Origin of the sequence: Bartonella sp. HY038, from assembly GCF_014117425.1 — a bacterium.
In the GTDB taxonomy this organism is placed as follows: Bacteria; Pseudomonadota; Alphaproteobacteria; order Rhizobiales; family Rhizobiaceae; genus HY038.
Window position 1 is genome coordinate 1035091 of record NZ_CP059725.1, and the last position, 15633, is coordinate 1050723.

A 15633-nucleotide genomic window follows, 5' to 3' on the forward strand; every position below is an offset into this window, starting at 1 on the left:
CACGCTATTTTTTGCTGTATTTAATATGCCTTAGTCATTAAAAACAGATAATATTGTTATACAAATATCCAAACTTTAATGCTGGGTTTAATCGGTCGGCTATAATTCAGCGCGGCATTGAATAAACCAATCACAAATTAACTGCTTAATAAAAAGCCCGGTAAAACCGGGCTTTTTATTATTCGCTTTTAGGAGCTGCTTTTTTTGCAGGAGCCTTGCGAGGAGCTTTGGCTTTTTCAGCTTTTTCTCCATCAGCTTCTTCGCTTTTAGCAGCTTTCTTAGCTGCTGGCTTTGCATCTGCGTCAGCATCTTTTTTCTTTGCTGCAGCTTTCTTTTTTGGCTTAGCTGCGGCTTTTTCTTCTTCTTCTTCAGCCGATGCAACCAATTCCTCAGGAGAAACTTTTTTGTCGGTCACATTGATCTGACTTAAAAGATGATCAATAACTTTTTCTTCAAAAATAGGCGCACGCAAATTAGCAACTGCATCAGGGGTACGACGGAAGAATTCCATGATCTCTTTTTCTTGACCAGGATATTGTTGCAATTGTGCATAGATTGCACGCTGCAATTCTTCTTCAGATACCTTAACTTCAGCTTTTTCACCAATTGCTGAAAGTACAAGACCCAAACGCACGCGACGTTCAGCAAGCTTGCTATATTCAGCGCGGGCCTCTTCTTCTGTTGTTTCTTCATCTTCAAAACTACGGCCAGCTTGCTGTAGTTCTGTTGTGATTTGGTACCAAATATTGTTGAATTCTGCTTCAACCAAAGTTGAAGGTGTTTCAACCTTATAATCACCATCCAAGGCATCAAGAATCTGACGCTTTACTTTTTGGCGGGTAATTTCACCATATTGGCCTTCAAGCTGTTCGCGTACGATTTCACGTAGGCGGTCAAGTGATTCAATGCCAAGTTTTTTTGCAGCTTCGTCATCAATAACAAGCGCATCAGGTGCAGCAACTTCTTTTGCTTTAATATCAAAAGTTGCAACTTTACCAGCGAGGTGAGCTGCATTGTAGTCTTCTGGGAAAGTTACAGAAATAACTTTTTCTTCGCCAGCTTTAATACCGATTAATTGTTCTTCAAAACCAGGAATGAAGCTTTTTGAACCAAGAACAAGCTGAGTATCTTCAGCTGCGCCACCATCAAATGCAACACCATCAATTTTACCTAGAAAATCGATAGTTACGCGATCGCCATCTTCAGCGGCGCCGTCTTTTGTTGCAAAATTGCGGGTTGAAGAAAGAATGCGTTCAATTTGCTGTTCAACTTCTTCAGCAGGAATTTCAACAACATCACGAGTGATTGAAATACCAGAAAAATCTTTAACATCAATTGTTGGTAGAATTTCATAATTGATGGTGAATTCGAAATCAGCCTTACCAGAAAGAACGTTTTCTGCGTCCTTTTCATCTTCACTCATAGTGACCTTAGGCTGAGTTGCTGAACGCTCATTGCGCTCTGCCAAGATGTTTTGTGGTGTTTGATTGAGAATTTCATTTACAACTTCTGCCATAAATGAACGACCATACATTTTACGAATATGCTCTGCAGGCACTTTGCCTGGACGAAAACCCTTTAACTGAACCTTGTCCTTGGCGTCTAAAAGACGTTCCTCAAGCTTCGCTTTCAAATCCTTGGCTGGAACCACGATTTTAACTTCGCGCTTCAGTCCCTCATTAAGCGTCTCGGTAACCTGCATTACACAACCTTCACTTCTTTTAGAACATGCTTTAAATGCTGTTCATTTCAATCAAAATTCTGCATTAATGTAGATATTTTGCATCCAATGAAATCTATTTGCAATGAAATCTAAGTGAAATCTTTGCTATGGAATGCAATTTGTATCAATAAATGCATCGTACCTGTAAATACAAAACTGCGGTACCCAACAAGTTGGAATACCGCAAAATTCTTTTTGTGGTCTTTTAAAATGGTGCGGATGGAGGGACTCGAACCCCCACGGTCTCCCGCCAGAACCTAAATCTGGTGCGTCTACCAATTTCGCCACATCCGCACATGCTTTAATCTACATGACCACAGCGCACGTTCCTATAGCACTCTATTTTTAACTAGCAAAGGGCAAAACGAACTTTTTTTTGAAAAAAAATTAAAAAAATTAAAAGCAAAATAAAAACAGTGGGTTATATGTGTATAAAAATCGTGGAATTTGCTTTGGTTTGTTTGCTTTTTGATGCTTTAAGGTAAAAAAAGCGCGTTCTAAGCCTTTTAAAGCGCTATTTATGTGAATCGCTTAATTAATAATTGCTCATTTATGAATCGTTTGGGAGCCGTTACCGATCATTATTACAATCGCTAACGGCGCCCCAGTTGCAAGTATTAGATATTTCTAGCATCAAAATTATAAAGCCAATCAAGGTCAGTTAAGAATTTTTCTTGCGGGCGTATTTTCATAAAAAGGTTGCGTGCCAGCGCAACTGGTCCGCTAGCATGATAAACAAAGCGATTAAAATCACCGCGTTTAGCAACTCTTGTTAATCTTTCATTGCGGGCTGTCTCATAAGTTGTAATAGCGCTCTCAAAATCCTTGTGTTTTAAAAGTGCGCTTGCAAGGGTTGCAGCATCTTCAATAGCCATGGCCGCACCTTGCGCGGCAAACGGCGTAACGGCATGGGAGGCATCACCAACAAATATTTCATTGTTAATGCCATGAAAACGCAGGCTTGGCATTTTGAATAAGGGCCAATAGGTCCAATCATCTGCCTGTTGCATAATATCTTTGATATTTTTATGCCAGCTAGAAAAATGGCTTAATAGCTTGGCTTTGTCGCCAGTTTTGCTCCAGCTTTCTCCCGGATTTTCGCCAGCGGTAATGGCAACAAAATTATAAACTTCATTTGGCTTTGCTGGATAGGTAATGAAATGACCATCGCCATGCATATAAACGCCAATGGTAGGCTTTTTATTTGCAGCCATAAAATCAGCGGGTACTTGGTCAAAGGGCAGGGTTGCACGCCAAGAAATATAACCAGAAAATTGTGATTTTTCTTTTAAATGCTTTTGGCGCAACTGGGACCAGACACCATCGCTTATGACCAAAAGATCACCATTGACCGTTGTTGTTGTCTCGCCTTGTTTTAGTGTGACATTATAGCCTTGATCGAGTGAGCCGCTATAATCGACAATTTCATGATCTAAATAGATGTCTATAAGAGGATTTTTTAAAAGGGCGTCATAGAGGATTTTTTGCAGATTGGCGCGGTGGATGGTGACGTAAGGCGCTTTCCACCGGTTTAACGATACTTCTTTAACTGGCAGCATGCTAAGAAGATCATCTTTGCGGCCATCTCTCATCATGATGGTGTCGGGTTCAACGCCAGATTTTTGAATGTCGTCCAAAATATCAAAGTCACGCAATAGTCTTGTGGCATTGGGTGCAAGCTGTAATCCTGCGCCAACTTCTGCAAGTTTGGCAACTTTTTCATAAATTGCAATTTTATATCCGTTTTTTGCCAATGCGAGTGCGCTTGCCATGCCAGCTATACCTGCGCCTGAAATGATAATTTTGGCTTTGTCGGACATAATTTTACCTATCTTTATTATTGTTACATATCTGCGCCAAATTTTAGATAGCCAATTGCTACTCCTATTGGATGTTCAATCCAAAATAGAAATTTTAAATAATATATATTTTGATTGGCATGGTTTTGGCGTCACATATAAAGGACATGTGTGTTTGCAACTAGATTACTTAAATGTAATGAGACAAACACCGTCTAAATATTAAAGTCTAATATGTTGAAAATCCTCAATAACCATCAAGATTATTGAGGATTGATCATTTTAAACTGCTGTTGCCAATGGTTGGTAAAAACAGTTTTCAGGCTTTGATTGGGTTGGGCCAAGGGCTGGGTTATAGCGATATAGGGTTGAGCAGTAAGGGCAAATTTTTTCAACATCGCCACCCATATCAAGGAAAATATGCGGATGATCATATGGCGGATTGGCGCCAATGCACATAAATTCCTTAGCTCCAATTTCAATCATTTTATACCCGCCATCGTTTTGGAAATGTGGTATATGATGATCAGCCATTTAAATGCTCCATTAATTGCTGTTACGATCCTATCATAGATCTGTTGATAGCGTGGCAAAAACTGTAATACCATCACTTATCTGTAATAAAAGAGATGATAATGCAAAAAAGTTATTTGCTGCTGTTATCAGAAAATATCAGCAAATAATATAATTAACTGCCAAATGCTGCAAGCTTTTTGCTATGGGCGCTCAAAAATAAAAAAGATACAAGCTTATGGTGATATATTCGTGGCGCTTTTGGAATTTTGGAGTAAAAATATTATTGCAAGGTCGAATCGTTGAGATATACTTTAAAAGTAAAAATAATTTTGTGTAAATTTGTTTGCGATCCATTACGACTATCATCGCGGAAGGGGCTTTTATGAATACCGTAAAAAATACTGACAATAATAAGGTTGATAGTGTAAAAACTGGTGATGGAGCAATTACTTTTGATAGTGTGGAACGTTTTGTAAACCGAGAATTTTCATGGTTACAATTTAATAACCGTGTGTTGATGGAAAGTGCCAATGCGCAACATCCATTATTGGAGCGTGTGCGTTTTCTTTCTATTTCTGCAGCAAATCTTGATGAGTTTTTTATGGTGCGTATCGCAGGACTTGCTGGGCAAGTTCGTGCAGGTATCCAAACTCGCAGCGCAGATGGGCGCACCCCACAAGAACAGCTTGATTTCATTTTGCCAGAAGTCGATAGATTGCAAAAAAATCAACAAATGCAATTGCGTTTGCTGCGCACTGCCCTTGTTAAAGAAAAAATTGAAATTGTCCGTCCTGATAAATTAAGCAAAACGGAAAGGACATGGCTTGAAGATCATTTTAGCCAACGTATTTTCCCGGTTTTAACACCGCTTTCAATTGATCCTGCCCATCCATTTCCATTCATTCCTAATTTGGGCTTTTCCATCGCATTACAATTGTCGCGCCGAGCCGACAAATATCCGATGACTGCCTTGCTGCGTTTACCAACAGCGCTAGAGCGGTTTATTCTATTGCCGGATGAGGATCGCGGTTCGCGTTTTATCACGCTTGAGGATACGGTTGGGCTGTTTATTGGCCATTTATTCCCCGGCTATGAAGTTAGTGGTGCTGGTACTTTCCGCATTATTCGTGATAGCGATATTGAAGTTGAAGAAGAAGCTGAAGATCTTGTACGGCTTTTTGAAAGTGCGTTAAAACGGCGCCGCCGCGGTCAGGTTATCCGTATTGAATTTGATGCAGAAATGCCGGAAGATTTACGGATTTTTGTTGCAAGTGAATTGGAAGTTCCAGAAAATCGCATTAGTGTGCTTGATGGTTTGCTGGCTTTAACCATGATTTCAGAGGTTGTAGATCTTCCACGTCCCGATTTGAAATTTGTGCCTTATAATCCGCGTTTTCCTGAGCGTATCCGCGAGCATGGCGGCGATTGTTTTGCGGCAATTCGCGAAAAGGACATTGTTGTACACCACCCTTATGAATCTTTTGATGTGGTTGTACAGTTTTTGCGTCAAGCCGCAACTGACCCTGATGTGGTGGCAATTAAGCAAACTCTATATCGCACATCAAATAATAGTCCGATTGTTCGCGCTTTGGTTGATGCGGCAGAGGCAGGCAAGTCGGTGACGGCGCTGGTGGAATTGAAAGCGCGCTTTGATGAAGAAGCCAATATTCGTTGGGCGCGTGACTTAGAGCGGGCTGGCGTACAAGTGGTATTTGGATTTATCGAACTTAAAACCCACGCTAAAATGTCATTGGTGGTGCGCCGCGAAGACCAGCGCCTGCGGACTTATGTGCATTTGGGAACTGGTAATTATCACCCAATCACCGCTAAAATTTATACAGATTTATCGTTCTTTACCACTGATCCAGATATTGGCCATGATGTTGGTGGCATTTTCAACTTTATTACAGGCTATGCACGGCCTGATGAAGATATGAAAATTGCCTTTTCGCCACTAACATTGCGTTCGCGCATGTTGCACCATATTGAAAATGAAATGCAAAATGCCCGTCAGGGCAAAAAAGCTGCCATTTGGATGAAAATGAATTCGCTGGTGGATCCGCAAATTATTGATGCGCTTTATCGGGCAGGGCAGGCTGGCGTTAAAATTGATTTGATTGTTCGTGGTATTTGCTGCTTGCGTCCTGGGCTTCCAGGTTTTTCAGAAAATATTCGCGCCAAATCTATTGTCGGGCGGTTTTTGGAACATAGTCGTATTTTCTGTTTTGGTAATGGCAATGATTTACCAAACGAAGATGCGATTATTTATTTCAGCTCGGCTGATATGATGCCGCGTAATCTTGACAGAAGAGTTGAGACATTGGTTCCAGTTTTCAATAAAACCGTGCATCAACAAGTTCTTTCACAAATAATGCTTGCTAATATCATTGATAATCAGCAAAGCTTTGAAATCCTTAATGATGGCACATCGACGAAAATTCAGCGTCTTGCTGAAGAGGAAGCGTTTAACGCCCAAGAATACTTTATGACCAATCCTAGCCTTTCAGGGCGTGGTAAGTCATTACGGTCTTCAGCGCCTAAACTTATAGCTCGTCGTAGCCGTGAACGCTAAGAAAAACAACAAGATTGATTGATTATGACACGTGCAAATGCTCAAGGTCGTCTCAAAGGGCGTAAACCAATTGCGGTTATTGATATTGGCTCAAACTCGGTAAGACTTGTGGTCTATGAAGGGTTGGTACGCTCGCCCACGGTTTTGTTTAATGAAAAAATCCTCTGCGGTCTTGGCAAGGGTTTGGCAAAAACAGGGCGATTGGAAGACGAGTCGGTAAAAATTGCACTGGCGACCTTGCGGCGTTTTAAAGCTCTTTGTAAGCAGATTGATGTTGATAATATTCATGTGCTTGCAACTGCCGCCGCACGCGAAGCGGAAAATGGCCCACAATTTATTGAAGAAGCGGGCGAAATTTTAGGCTGTGAAATTCGTGTTTTAACCGGCAAAGAAGAAGCAACCTATTCTGCCTATGGTATTTTATCGGCTTTTTACCAGCCTTCTGGTATTGTTGGTGATATGGGTGGCGGCAGTGTTGAATTGGTTGATGTTCATAAAAACAAAATTGGTGATGGCGTAACAACACCTTTGGGCGGATTGCGCCTTATGGATATGTCGGATAATAATCTTAGCGAAGCGGTAAAAATAGCGCGGCGTTATGTGCGAAAAGCCACATTATTAACCAAAGCGCGTGGGCGTAATTTTTATGCAGTTGGCGGTACATGGCGTAACCTTGCCAAGCTCTATATGAGCTTTAAGGGCTATCCTTTGCCAGTTATGCATGCCTATGAACTTATTCCAGACGAGATTGATTATTTTCTTCATCGCATAGCCAAGGGTGATATTGAAACCATCAAGGGGATTGAAACAATTTCAAAAAACCGCCGCCAATTATTGCCTTATGGTGCGGCGGTGCTTCTTGAAATTATTCATGTGATGAAGCCAGCAAAAATTATTTTCTCCGGTTCTGGTGTGCGTGAGGGCTTCCTCTTTTCATTGCTAAACAAAACAGTTCGCAATTATGATCCATTATTATCGGCAACGGAAGAAATGGCGGTTTTGCGTGCTCGTTCGCCGCGTCATGCGAAGGAATTAATGGTTTGGACTTCGCAAGCCTTTGAAACTTTGCAATTAACTGAAAGCGAAGATGAAAAGCGTTACCGCGAGGCCATTTGCTATCTTGCTGATATTGCTTGGCGTATTCACCCCGATTATCGCGGCATGCAAGCGGCCAACCAAATTGCCTATGGTGTTTATTCCGGTATCGACCATCCAGGGCGAGTTTTTGCCGCTTTAACGGTTTTTTACCGCAATGAAGGCTTGGTGGGTGATAAAAACGCCCCAGAAATTATTAGCCTTGCAACGCCGGATATTATTTACCGCGCCAAGGTTTTGGGCGCTTTTATGCGCATTAGTAATTTATTTTGTGCATCTAATAGTGGTATTTTACCTGAAACCTTCTGGTCTATGGAAGATGGCTGCCTTTCGCTCAATATCCCACAAAAATATCAAGATTTGGTATCTGATCGCCCAATTGGTCGTTTGCAGCAATTGTCTAAATTGGTCAATATTCCGGCGCAATATCGTATCATTAATGATTAAGTCTTGATGCGATATTGATTTGTGCGCAATGGCGTTAAAAAAATATTATACATCTATCTCGTTTTATCGCGTAGTTTTATAAAACTGCGCGATATTTGCATGAAATGACAACAGTTTTATTGCTTTGAAAAAAATTGTTAAATTTTGCTTATTTTACAAATTGTAATATGGTCTTGCTATCTTTAAAATAAGGTTTCAAGATTTAAAAAGAATGGGTATTGTTATGAAGCCGTTAATTGATCAGTTTGATGTTTCACAAGAGGCGGTGGAGCAGGTTGTAAAAAGCACCTTGGAAAATGCCGATGATGGCGAGCTTTATATGGAGTATCGCGAAAGTGAAGCCTTAGTTTTTGACAATGGCCGGTTAAAAACTGGCTCTTTTAATCAAGATCGCGGTTTTGGTTTGCGGGCTGTCGCTGGCGAAGCAACGGGCTATGCTCATTCAGGCGAATTTTCATTAGCGGCATTAAAACGGGCAGGTGATGCGGCCAAGGCAGTATCAGCCAATCATAGCGGTACTATTGCTAGCGCACCGCGCGGTACTAACCATCATCTTTATGGTGATGAAAGTCCGCTTGGAGCACCAAGCTTTGAAGAAAAAGTTGCTCTGCTTGAAAAAATTGATTCTTATTTGCGTCATAAAAACGGCGATGTTAGACAGGTTACAGTATCCCTTGCTGGCTCTATCCAACAAGTGGAAATTTTGCGTGCAGATGGGCAATTACTGCGCGATACACGTCCGCTTGTTCGCCTTGGTATTGGTGTTGTTGCCGCCCATGGCGATCGGCTTGAAAGTGGCTTTTATGGTTGCGGTGGCCGAAAGGCTTTTGAAAGCTTTATTACCGAACATAATTGGCAAATGGCGGCTGATGAAGCCTTGCGCCAAGCCTTAATTAATCTTGAAGCGGAAGATGCACCAGCTGGAACCTATGATGTGGTTTTGGCAAATGGTTGGCCTGGTGTTATGCTGCATGAAGCGGTGGGGCATGGCCTTGAGGGTGATTTTAACCGGAAGAAAACCTCTGCCTTTTCAGGGCTTTTAGGTCAGCAAGTGGCAGCAAAAGGGGTAACTGTCGTTGATGATGGTACAATTCCAGATCGGCGCGGTTCCTTAAGTATTGATGATGAGGGAACGCCATCTGGTCGCAATATATTAATCGATGATGGTAAGCTTGTTGGCTATATGCAAGATAGGTTAAACGCCCGTTTAATGAATATGCAGCCAACCGGTAATGGCCGGCGCGAATCCTATGCCCATGCGCCAATGCCACGTATGACCAACACTATGATGCTTGGCGGTGATGCAACGCCTGAAGATATTATCGCTTCGGTCAAAGATGGTATTTATTGTGTTTCTTTTGGCGGCGGTCAGGTGGACATCACATCGGGTAAATTTGTGTTTGAATGTACTGAAGCCTATCGCATCCATAATGGTGTTGTTGGTGCGCCCATAAAGGGTGCAACACTTATCGGGAATGGACCTGATGCGATGCACCGTATTTCGATGATTGGCAATGATCCAAAGCTCGATAATGGCATTGGTATGTGCGGAAAAGCAGGGCAAAGTGTGCCGGTTGGTGTAGGGCAACCACATTTGCGCATGAATGGCATGACAATTGGTGGTACGAAAGCCTAATTAAGAGATGAAGAGTAGTTTAACTCTCTAATAGAGTTAAACTACTCTATTTGTCTAAAAAGGTGGCGAGATAAGTCTGGTTATCTATGGGGTTGAATAGGGGGAAATGAAATTAATTCAATAGTTAAGTATTTAGAGCAAGCCTTTGTTAGCGTTTGTGGAACTAATGTAAAAAAGATAAGCCCAATCCAATTTGAAATGCGTACAAAACACTTTAAACCAAGCCAAAAGCTTTATTTTCTTTTTGTTGATAAAGACCACTTTACTTCAATTGAAAAATAAGTTTGGGAGTAGCTATGGGAAATGCCAAAAGCTGGTTTATTGTTAAATATAATTGGAATGATGTTTGCAAAGGCGAGCATCATTTTCAGCAACGCTATCTTGGTATTGGCGGTGATCTATGGCCGCAAGGAAATGCGAATAGTCATACCGCCTATTATTCGATTTTCAAAAAAATAAGTGAAAATTGGCAATATATCAATATAGGCAACTATTATATAAATGTTTGCACATCGCTTATTGACGCAAAAAACTATAGCCAATTTTTAGAGGCAAAATATAAAAAGCCAATCCTTATTGAAGTGTCATTAGATGATTTAGAAAAGGCTGCAGGCTATGATTTTGGCCAGCCCCACGGCGGCTATTCGTTAATAGAGACGGAGATTTTTGGCTGCCGTCGTTTTGAAGCAGCAAAAAAATATCTTAATCATCACGGTCTATTTAAAACGCGTGGTGATATAAATCAGTTTATTAGCGAATTAGATTTAACCAAAGTGGAAGATCTTGATAATTATCTTGCTGTTTCGATTAGAGAAGTTTTGTTTTAAAATTGATTATCAAAAGGCGCTTAAAGCAAAAAGGCGTTATTAAAAAATAACGCCTTTGAAAAAAATGCTTTTATAAAACTATAATTTTAAGTTTTTAACCGTGTTGAGGTTAGCATAAAGGCTGGAATATCATCGCCAAAACCAATAATTGGGCTATTATCATGCTTTTTGCGGTTGTGGTCAGAGTGATTATTTCTTGAATGGGGTGGCTTCGTTGTTTGCATATTTTCTTTAACTTTTACCGCTTCAATTACGGGCTCTTTGCTTTGATTATTTGCCGCTTTGCTTGGCGCATCTTTGCCTACGGTCTCATCAATTGAGGCTAATGTATCATTGGTTAAAATTGGATCTTTTGCTTTTTTATTGGTATTCTTTTTATTGCGGCCAGCTTTACCCTTATGCTCGATTTCTTCAGCTTTTTGTGGGGCAAGGGTTGAAAGATCGCCATCAAGCCAAGCGATTTCTTCCTTGTTCATTTTTTCAATAGCATCAACATATTTCATGTCGGCTTTGGTAACAATGCTAAAGGCACTGCCTTTGCGGCCAGCTCTGCCTGTGCGTCCAATGCGATGCACATAGTCTTCAGGATGTGTTGGCACGTCAAAGTTAAAAACATGGCTGACATCAGGAATATCAAGCCCGCGTGCCGCAACGTCGGATGCAACCAAAAGTTGCAATTTACCCTCTTTGAAATTGGCAAGCATCGTCATGCGCGAGCGTTGATCCATGTCGCCATGCAAAGCACCAACGCTAAAATTATGGCGGGTTAGCGAACGGAAAAGCTCTGCCACATCTTTTTTGCGGTTACAAAATATAATCGCGTTTTTAAGCTCATCACCCTGTGCTTTAATAAGGTCGCGCAATACGGCGCGCTTATCCCAAGATTTTGGCGGCGATTTTACTAAATATTGGGTGATTGTGCGTGCGGTTGATGATTCTTTTGCAACTTCCACGCGCTCTGGCGCATGTAAAAACTGCTCGGTCAATGTGGTAATTTCTGGCGCCATAGTTGCCGAGAAAAACAAAGTTTGCCGTGTAAACGGAATAAGTTTACAAATGCGCTCTATATCAGGAATGAAACCCATATCAAGCATGCGGTCGGCTTCATCAATCACCAAAATTTCAACGCCAGTTAAAAGGAGTTTACCGCGTTCAAAATGGTCGAGCATACGCCCTGGTGTTGCAATTAATACATCTGCGCCACGCTCTAATTTGCGGTCTTGATCTTCAAAAGATGTACCGCCAATAAGTAAAGCGACATTTAGGCGATGATTGATGCCGTATTTTTCAAAATTTTCAGCTACTTGCGCTGCAAGTTCGCGGGTTGGTTCAAGGATCAAAGTGCGCGGCATTCTTGCGCGTGCACGTCCTTTTTCAAGCAAGGTCAACATTGGCAGTACGAAAGAAGCCGTTTTACCTGTGCCAGTTTGTGCGATACCTAAAACATCTCGCCGTTGCAGAATAAATGGTATTGCACCAGCCTGAATTGCGGTTGGAGTTGTATAGCCAGCTGCATCAACTGCGGCCGTTACTTTTTGGGATAAACCAAGTTCTGCAAAAGATGTTAAGGAGGACATATTTTCTTCAATTTTTAAGGACAAATTTTAATCTTTGTTTAAATGCGTCAAATGATCGCTAATTAATTAGCTATATAATGCAAATTAGAAAAAATAAAAGCATTATATAATTTTATTCAATCTTATCAAACTTACTTGATAAAGCCAAACGGTATTTCCATAGCTGTCTATCAAGCTTGTCATAATAATTTTTGTAATCTAGTTATTTTATGCAGTCTATCTAGATGATTTTTTTATAATCTATCTGTGTGATGTAAAAATAAGCAAGATGTTTATTTTTCATCAAATAAGATTTAAAGCTATAAATATTACACCATCAAGACATAAATATTTAAGAATAGTTAAGCTTCTCAGATATAAAAGTCAACGAAATAATTTAATCGATTTTATAAAAGTATTTAATGTTTTTATCAAAGTTAAACACTTGCGCTTAGCAAATTGGAGAAAATATAGAAGTATAATTTTATATTTAAAATCAATTTGATATATATTTTTAATAAAGTGATTATAGGTACAAAAATTTAATTTTTTCAGTAAAGAATGTTTGTAAATTAGTGAATAATGCAATGATTCACTGTGATAGAGTAACGTCGTTAAGCACTTTGAATTGACATTATTTTTATATATCATTGGCTTATCTACTAAATTTTGCCATTGCTTGAATTGTTGCATGTCATTTATCAAGTGGATAACTAACGGCTTTTTTGAATAGTTTCCATAAAGGGGCTGTTTTTATCTTAATAATTTTATCTACATAATTTATAGTGTTTGCAATAAATAGAATATTGGTCTGGAGTTATCATGTCACTTCCTGAAAAAGCATTTCCCGTCAGCTGGGATCAATTTCATCGCGATGCACGCGCACTTGCTTGGCGTATTGCAGGGCAGGGCACTGAGTGGAAAGCCATTGTTGCTATTACACGCGGTGGCTTGGTGCCTGCCGCCATTATTTGCCGCGAATTAAATATCCGCCTTATTGAAACCGTTTGTATTGCCTCTTATCACGATTATAGTAAGCAGGGTGAAATGGCGGTATTAAAAAACATCAGCGAAAACCTGTTAGAAAATGGCGGCGAAGGCGTATTGGTGATTGATGATTTGACCGATACCGGCAAAACAGCTGGCCTTATCCGCAATATGATCCCAAAGGCGCATTTTGCAACGGTTTACGCAAAGCCGCAAGGCCGCCCGCTGGTTGATACTTTTGTAACCGAAGTTAGTCAGGATACTTGGATTTATTTCCCTTGGGATATGGGGCTTGCCTATCAAGAACCTATAGCAAAAGGCGGCGCCTAATTTATATTTTTGGCAAGGTATCCACTCGATTAGGCGTGGTTTCCTTGCCAGTATTTTAATAATGAGTGAAAATAATTTCCTTAAATGCAGCGTTTTTTATAGCTTATAGGTGTTGTATACTATAAGGCTTGGCATAATACTATTTTTATGCTAATATCCGCGCCGGCTTTTGAGAATGTGCTAAATTTCGGATATTAACCTTGTTTTTAAAAAAGTAATAGAATAGTTGACAGTGTTTTTTTAAGGAACTGTTTTAGGTTTTTATTCTTTGACATTTTTATATCAATCAAATTATTAAGCAATCAAAAACCAAATTATCGAAAAACCAAATTATCGAAAAATATGTGCTGAGCAATTGAACCAAACGGATTTTGATTCATTATATTAATATCAACTCTTACCGGTCGCATCATCATCATAAATCGACGACCCAAAAAAATAACAAGAAGAGGATATAGTAATGTCGGCCGTAGCAAAATCAAAAATTGTATTATTAAATGATGGCCATCTATTACAGGTAGCAGCCCTTGTTTATCGCTATCAGGGCAAAAATTTAGAAGTTTTATTAATAACCAGCCGTGGAACTGGCCGTTGGATTTTTCCAAAAGGTTGGCCAATGCCAGGACGCAGCTCAGCTCAAGCTGCCTTGCGCGAAGCCTATGAAGAGGCAGGTGTGCGCGGCACTGCTGAAGCTCATGCAATTGGTTCTTATGAATATAAGAAATATGACTTGCCAGAGGGACAAAACTTGTTCACAGTTGACGTTTTTCCAATTTTATTTTCTCATCAAGAGAAAAAATGGCCAGAAAAACAACAGCGTCAATATGAGTGGGTAAGCCCGCAAGAAGCTGCAAAGCGAGTGGATGAGCAGGAGTTAAAACAGCTCCTATTAAATTTTCAGCCACTAGCCCAAGCGGCAATAGCTTAATCTTACTTTAATATTATGGGGCTAATACCTAAAATAGCAATAAGCTATCAAATGGGCTACGACTTGATTTAAACTGTAGCCCATAGTTTTTTTAAGATAATTAATTGGCCTTGTAACCTTCCATCAGTTCAAGCACCTCGTTTTCGGTTAAATAGCGGATAAAATCAAGCTGTGTATTTTGCGCAACATGAATTTGATCCGTCATATTTTCCCAGTTGCGCTTAATCATGGATTGAACTTGATCTTCAACCGCAACCAAAACCACCTTTCCTTGCCATTTTGGCCATATATCTACCGCTGGCTCGCCCAAAATAATCGGAAATATTTGCGGTCCTTCATCTTGCCAGTTAGACCAAGGGATCCAAGAATATAAGGATTTATGCACAACTTCATCCACCAATATAGCTGGATTGGCCTTGCCAATTTTTAATTGTTCTTGGCGCTCTGCAATAAAGGGTTGCAACAACTCAATAGCGTGAAAACCGTTTCTTATGTGGTGACCACGAACAATAAAACCAGTTTTACTGGAATGTAATAGCACAACCATGTCAGGATTGCTCATTGCCGTCATTTGGGTAAGAAAATAAAGATGGCTAATATCAATGAGATCGCTATAATAAATTTCGTAAATTTTTTCGATAAATTGTTGGTTGGCTTTAAAAGCCTCTAAATAGTCATCATGATGAATGATGCATGCCATGATGGGAAGAATGAGCCAATTAATCGTCTCCGTAAGATCTGCTAATCGCGCTTTTTCATCACTATCAAGGTTTTCAAACTTTTCTTTAACCTGATGCCAATTTTTTAAATCTTGCTCAAATGCGGCTTTATTTTCATTATATCGACTGTCACTTTCATTAGGCTCATTACCAATAAAAGGTTCAAACTCTGCTAAATAGTGCAATAGCAATGCGCAAGCATGGTCAAAAAATTGCGCTGGTTCCACCCTATCCTCAATAAGGCCGCCACAGGCCAAAGCAAGGGTGGCAGCATTTTCAGGCAAAACAAAATGGCTTAATTGCTCGCCTACTTGTTTAATCCATAGGGAGGGATCATCAATTTTCTTACATGCTTGTTGAAAATTTACCCAAATAGGCAGCATCTCTGGCGAGCGCACGGATTTATCAGCTTTGACCATATCCGCCAACAAGGCATCAATTCTACCTATATTCTGCATGAAACACCCCATTATTGCTAGAATTAACCTATTAGAGCGC

Annotated in this window: 11 protein-coding genes, 1 tRNA gene and 1 pseudogene; 7 read left to right on the forward strand and 6 right to left on the reverse strand. The window is 40.2% G+C overall.

Going from position 1 to position 15633, the window contains the following annotated elements; all coding sequences use genetic code 11:
* Nucleotides 1-178: 178 nt before the first annotated feature.
* From tig to H3299_RS04410, 4 genes are all read right to left on the reverse strand, one after another.
* On the reverse strand, nucleotides 179-1702 hold the full coding sequence (tig, locus tag H3299_RS04395; RefSeq protein WP_182419095.1) for a trigger factor: 1524 nt from the start codon (nucleotides 1700-1702) through the stop codon (nucleotides 179-181).
* Between the two features lie 232 nt (nucleotides 1703-1934).
* Nucleotides 1935-2017 (reverse strand) — tRNA-Leu (locus tag H3299_RS04400).
* Nucleotides 2018-2340: 323 nt separating this feature from the next.
* Complete coding sequence (locus H3299_RS04405) at nucleotides 2341-3543, reverse strand: FAD-dependent monooxygenase (RefSeq protein ID WP_182419096.1); 1203 nt, start codon at nucleotides 3541-3543, stop codon at nucleotides 2341-2343.
* A gap of 261 nt (nucleotides 3544-3804) precedes the next feature.
* A complete protein-coding gene (locus H3299_RS04410) occupies nucleotides 3805-4056 on the reverse strand; it encodes a zinc-finger domain-containing protein (protein WP_182419097.1) in 252 nt (83 codons plus the stop codon).
* A gap of 364 nt (nucleotides 4057-4420) precedes the next feature.
* Between H3299_RS04410 and H3299_RS04415 the strand changes: the two genes are divergently transcribed.
* The 5 genes from H3299_RS04415 (at nucleotide 4421) to H3299_RS04435 (ending at nucleotide 10615) form a co-directional block, all read left to right on the forward strand.
* Complete coding sequence (locus H3299_RS04415) at nucleotides 4421-6610, forward strand: RNA degradosome polyphosphate kinase (protein ID WP_182419098.1); 2190 nt, start codon at nucleotides 4421-4423, stop codon at nucleotides 6608-6610.
* A gap of 24 nt (nucleotides 6611-6634) precedes the next feature.
* Complete coding sequence (gene ppx, locus H3299_RS04420) at nucleotides 6635-8152, forward strand: exopolyphosphatase (RefSeq protein WP_182419099.1); 1518 nt, start codon at nucleotides 6635-6637, stop codon at nucleotides 8150-8152.
* Nucleotides 8153-8375: 223 nt separating this feature from the next.
* Nucleotides 8376-9788 (forward strand): metalloprotease TldD, encoded by a 1413-nt coding sequence (gene tldD, locus H3299_RS04425; RefSeq protein ID WP_182419100.1) that lies wholly within the window; start codon nucleotides 8376-8378, stop codon nucleotides 9786-9788.
* 120 nt (nucleotides 9789-9908) lie between these two features.
* Nucleotides 9909-10070, forward strand: a complete 162-nt coding sequence (locus H3299_RS15775; RefSeq protein WP_371739832.1) for a DUF4424 family protein — start codon at nucleotides 9909-9911, stop codon at nucleotides 10068-10070.
* Between the two features lie 14 nt (nucleotides 10071-10084).
* Entirely contained in the window at nucleotides 10085-10615 is a 531-nt protein-coding gene (locus H3299_RS04435; protein WP_182419101.1) for a hypothetical protein, read from the forward strand.
* A gap of 343 nt (nucleotides 10616-10958) precedes the next feature.
* On the opposite strand, the pseudogene H3299_RS04440 reads toward H3299_RS04435, so the two are convergent.
* Nucleotides 10959-12192: pseudogene (locus H3299_RS04440) on the reverse strand (DEAD/DEAH box helicase); the annotation flags it as partial.
* A gap of 801 nt (nucleotides 12193-12993) precedes the next feature.
* On the opposite strand from H3299_RS04440, the gene gpt reads away from it, so the two are divergent.
* Entirely contained in the window at nucleotides 12994-13488 is a 495-nt protein-coding gene (gpt, locus tag H3299_RS04445; protein WP_182419102.1) for a xanthine phosphoribosyltransferase, read from the forward strand.
* Nucleotides 13489-13948: 460 nt separating this feature from the next.
* Nucleotides 13949-14416, forward strand: a complete 468-nt coding sequence (locus tag H3299_RS04450) for an NUDIX hydrolase (protein WP_182419103.1) — start codon at nucleotides 13949-13951, stop codon at nucleotides 14414-14416.
* A gap of 100 nt (nucleotides 14417-14516) precedes the next feature.
* Here the strand turns inward: H3299_RS04450 and H3299_RS04455 are convergent, their stop codons facing one another.
* Nucleotides 14517-15593 (reverse strand): hypothetical protein, encoded by a 1077-nt coding sequence (locus H3299_RS04455; protein WP_182419104.1) that lies wholly within the window; start codon nucleotides 15591-15593, stop codon nucleotides 14517-14519.
* Between the last annotated feature and the right edge of the window lie 40 nt (nucleotides 15594-15633).

Bases quoted from the DNA above. Each gene is read 5' to 3' on its own strand.
- tig (WP_182419095.1), bottom strand. From the start codon at position 1,702: ATGCAGGTTACCGAGACGCTTAATGAGGGACTGAAGCGCGAAGTTAAA.
- H3299_RS04405 (WP_182419096.1), bottom strand. From the start codon at position 3,543: ATGTCCGACAAAGCCAAAATTATCATTTCAGGCGCAGGTATAGCTGGC.
- H3299_RS04410 (WP_182419097.1), bottom strand. From the start codon at position 4,056: ATGGCTGATCATCATATACCACATTTCCAAAACGATGGCGGGTATAAA.
- H3299_RS04415 (WP_182419098.1), top strand. From the start codon at position 4,421: ATGAATACCGTAAAAAATACTGACAATAATAAGGTTGATAGTGTAAAA.
- ppx (WP_182419099.1), top strand. From the start codon at position 6,635: ATGACACGTGCAAATGCTCAAGGTCGTCTCAAAGGGCGTAAACCAATT.
- tldD (WP_182419100.1), top strand. From the start codon at position 8,376: ATGAAGCCGTTAATTGATCAGTTTGATGTTTCACAAGAGGCGGTGGAG.
- H3299_RS04435 (WP_182419101.1), top strand. From the start codon at position 10,085: ATGGGAAATGCCAAAAGCTGGTTTATTGTTAAATATAATTGGAATGAT.
- gpt (WP_182419102.1), top strand. From the start codon at position 12,994: ATGTCACTTCCTGAAAAAGCATTTCCCGTCAGCTGGGATCAATTTCAT.
- H3299_RS04450 (WP_182419103.1), top strand. From the start codon at position 13,949: ATGTCGGCCGTAGCAAAATCAAAAATTGTATTATTAAATGATGGCCAT.
- H3299_RS04455 (WP_182419104.1), bottom strand. From the start codon at position 15,593: ATGCAGAATATAGGTAGAATTGATGCCTTGTTGGCGGATATGGTCAAA.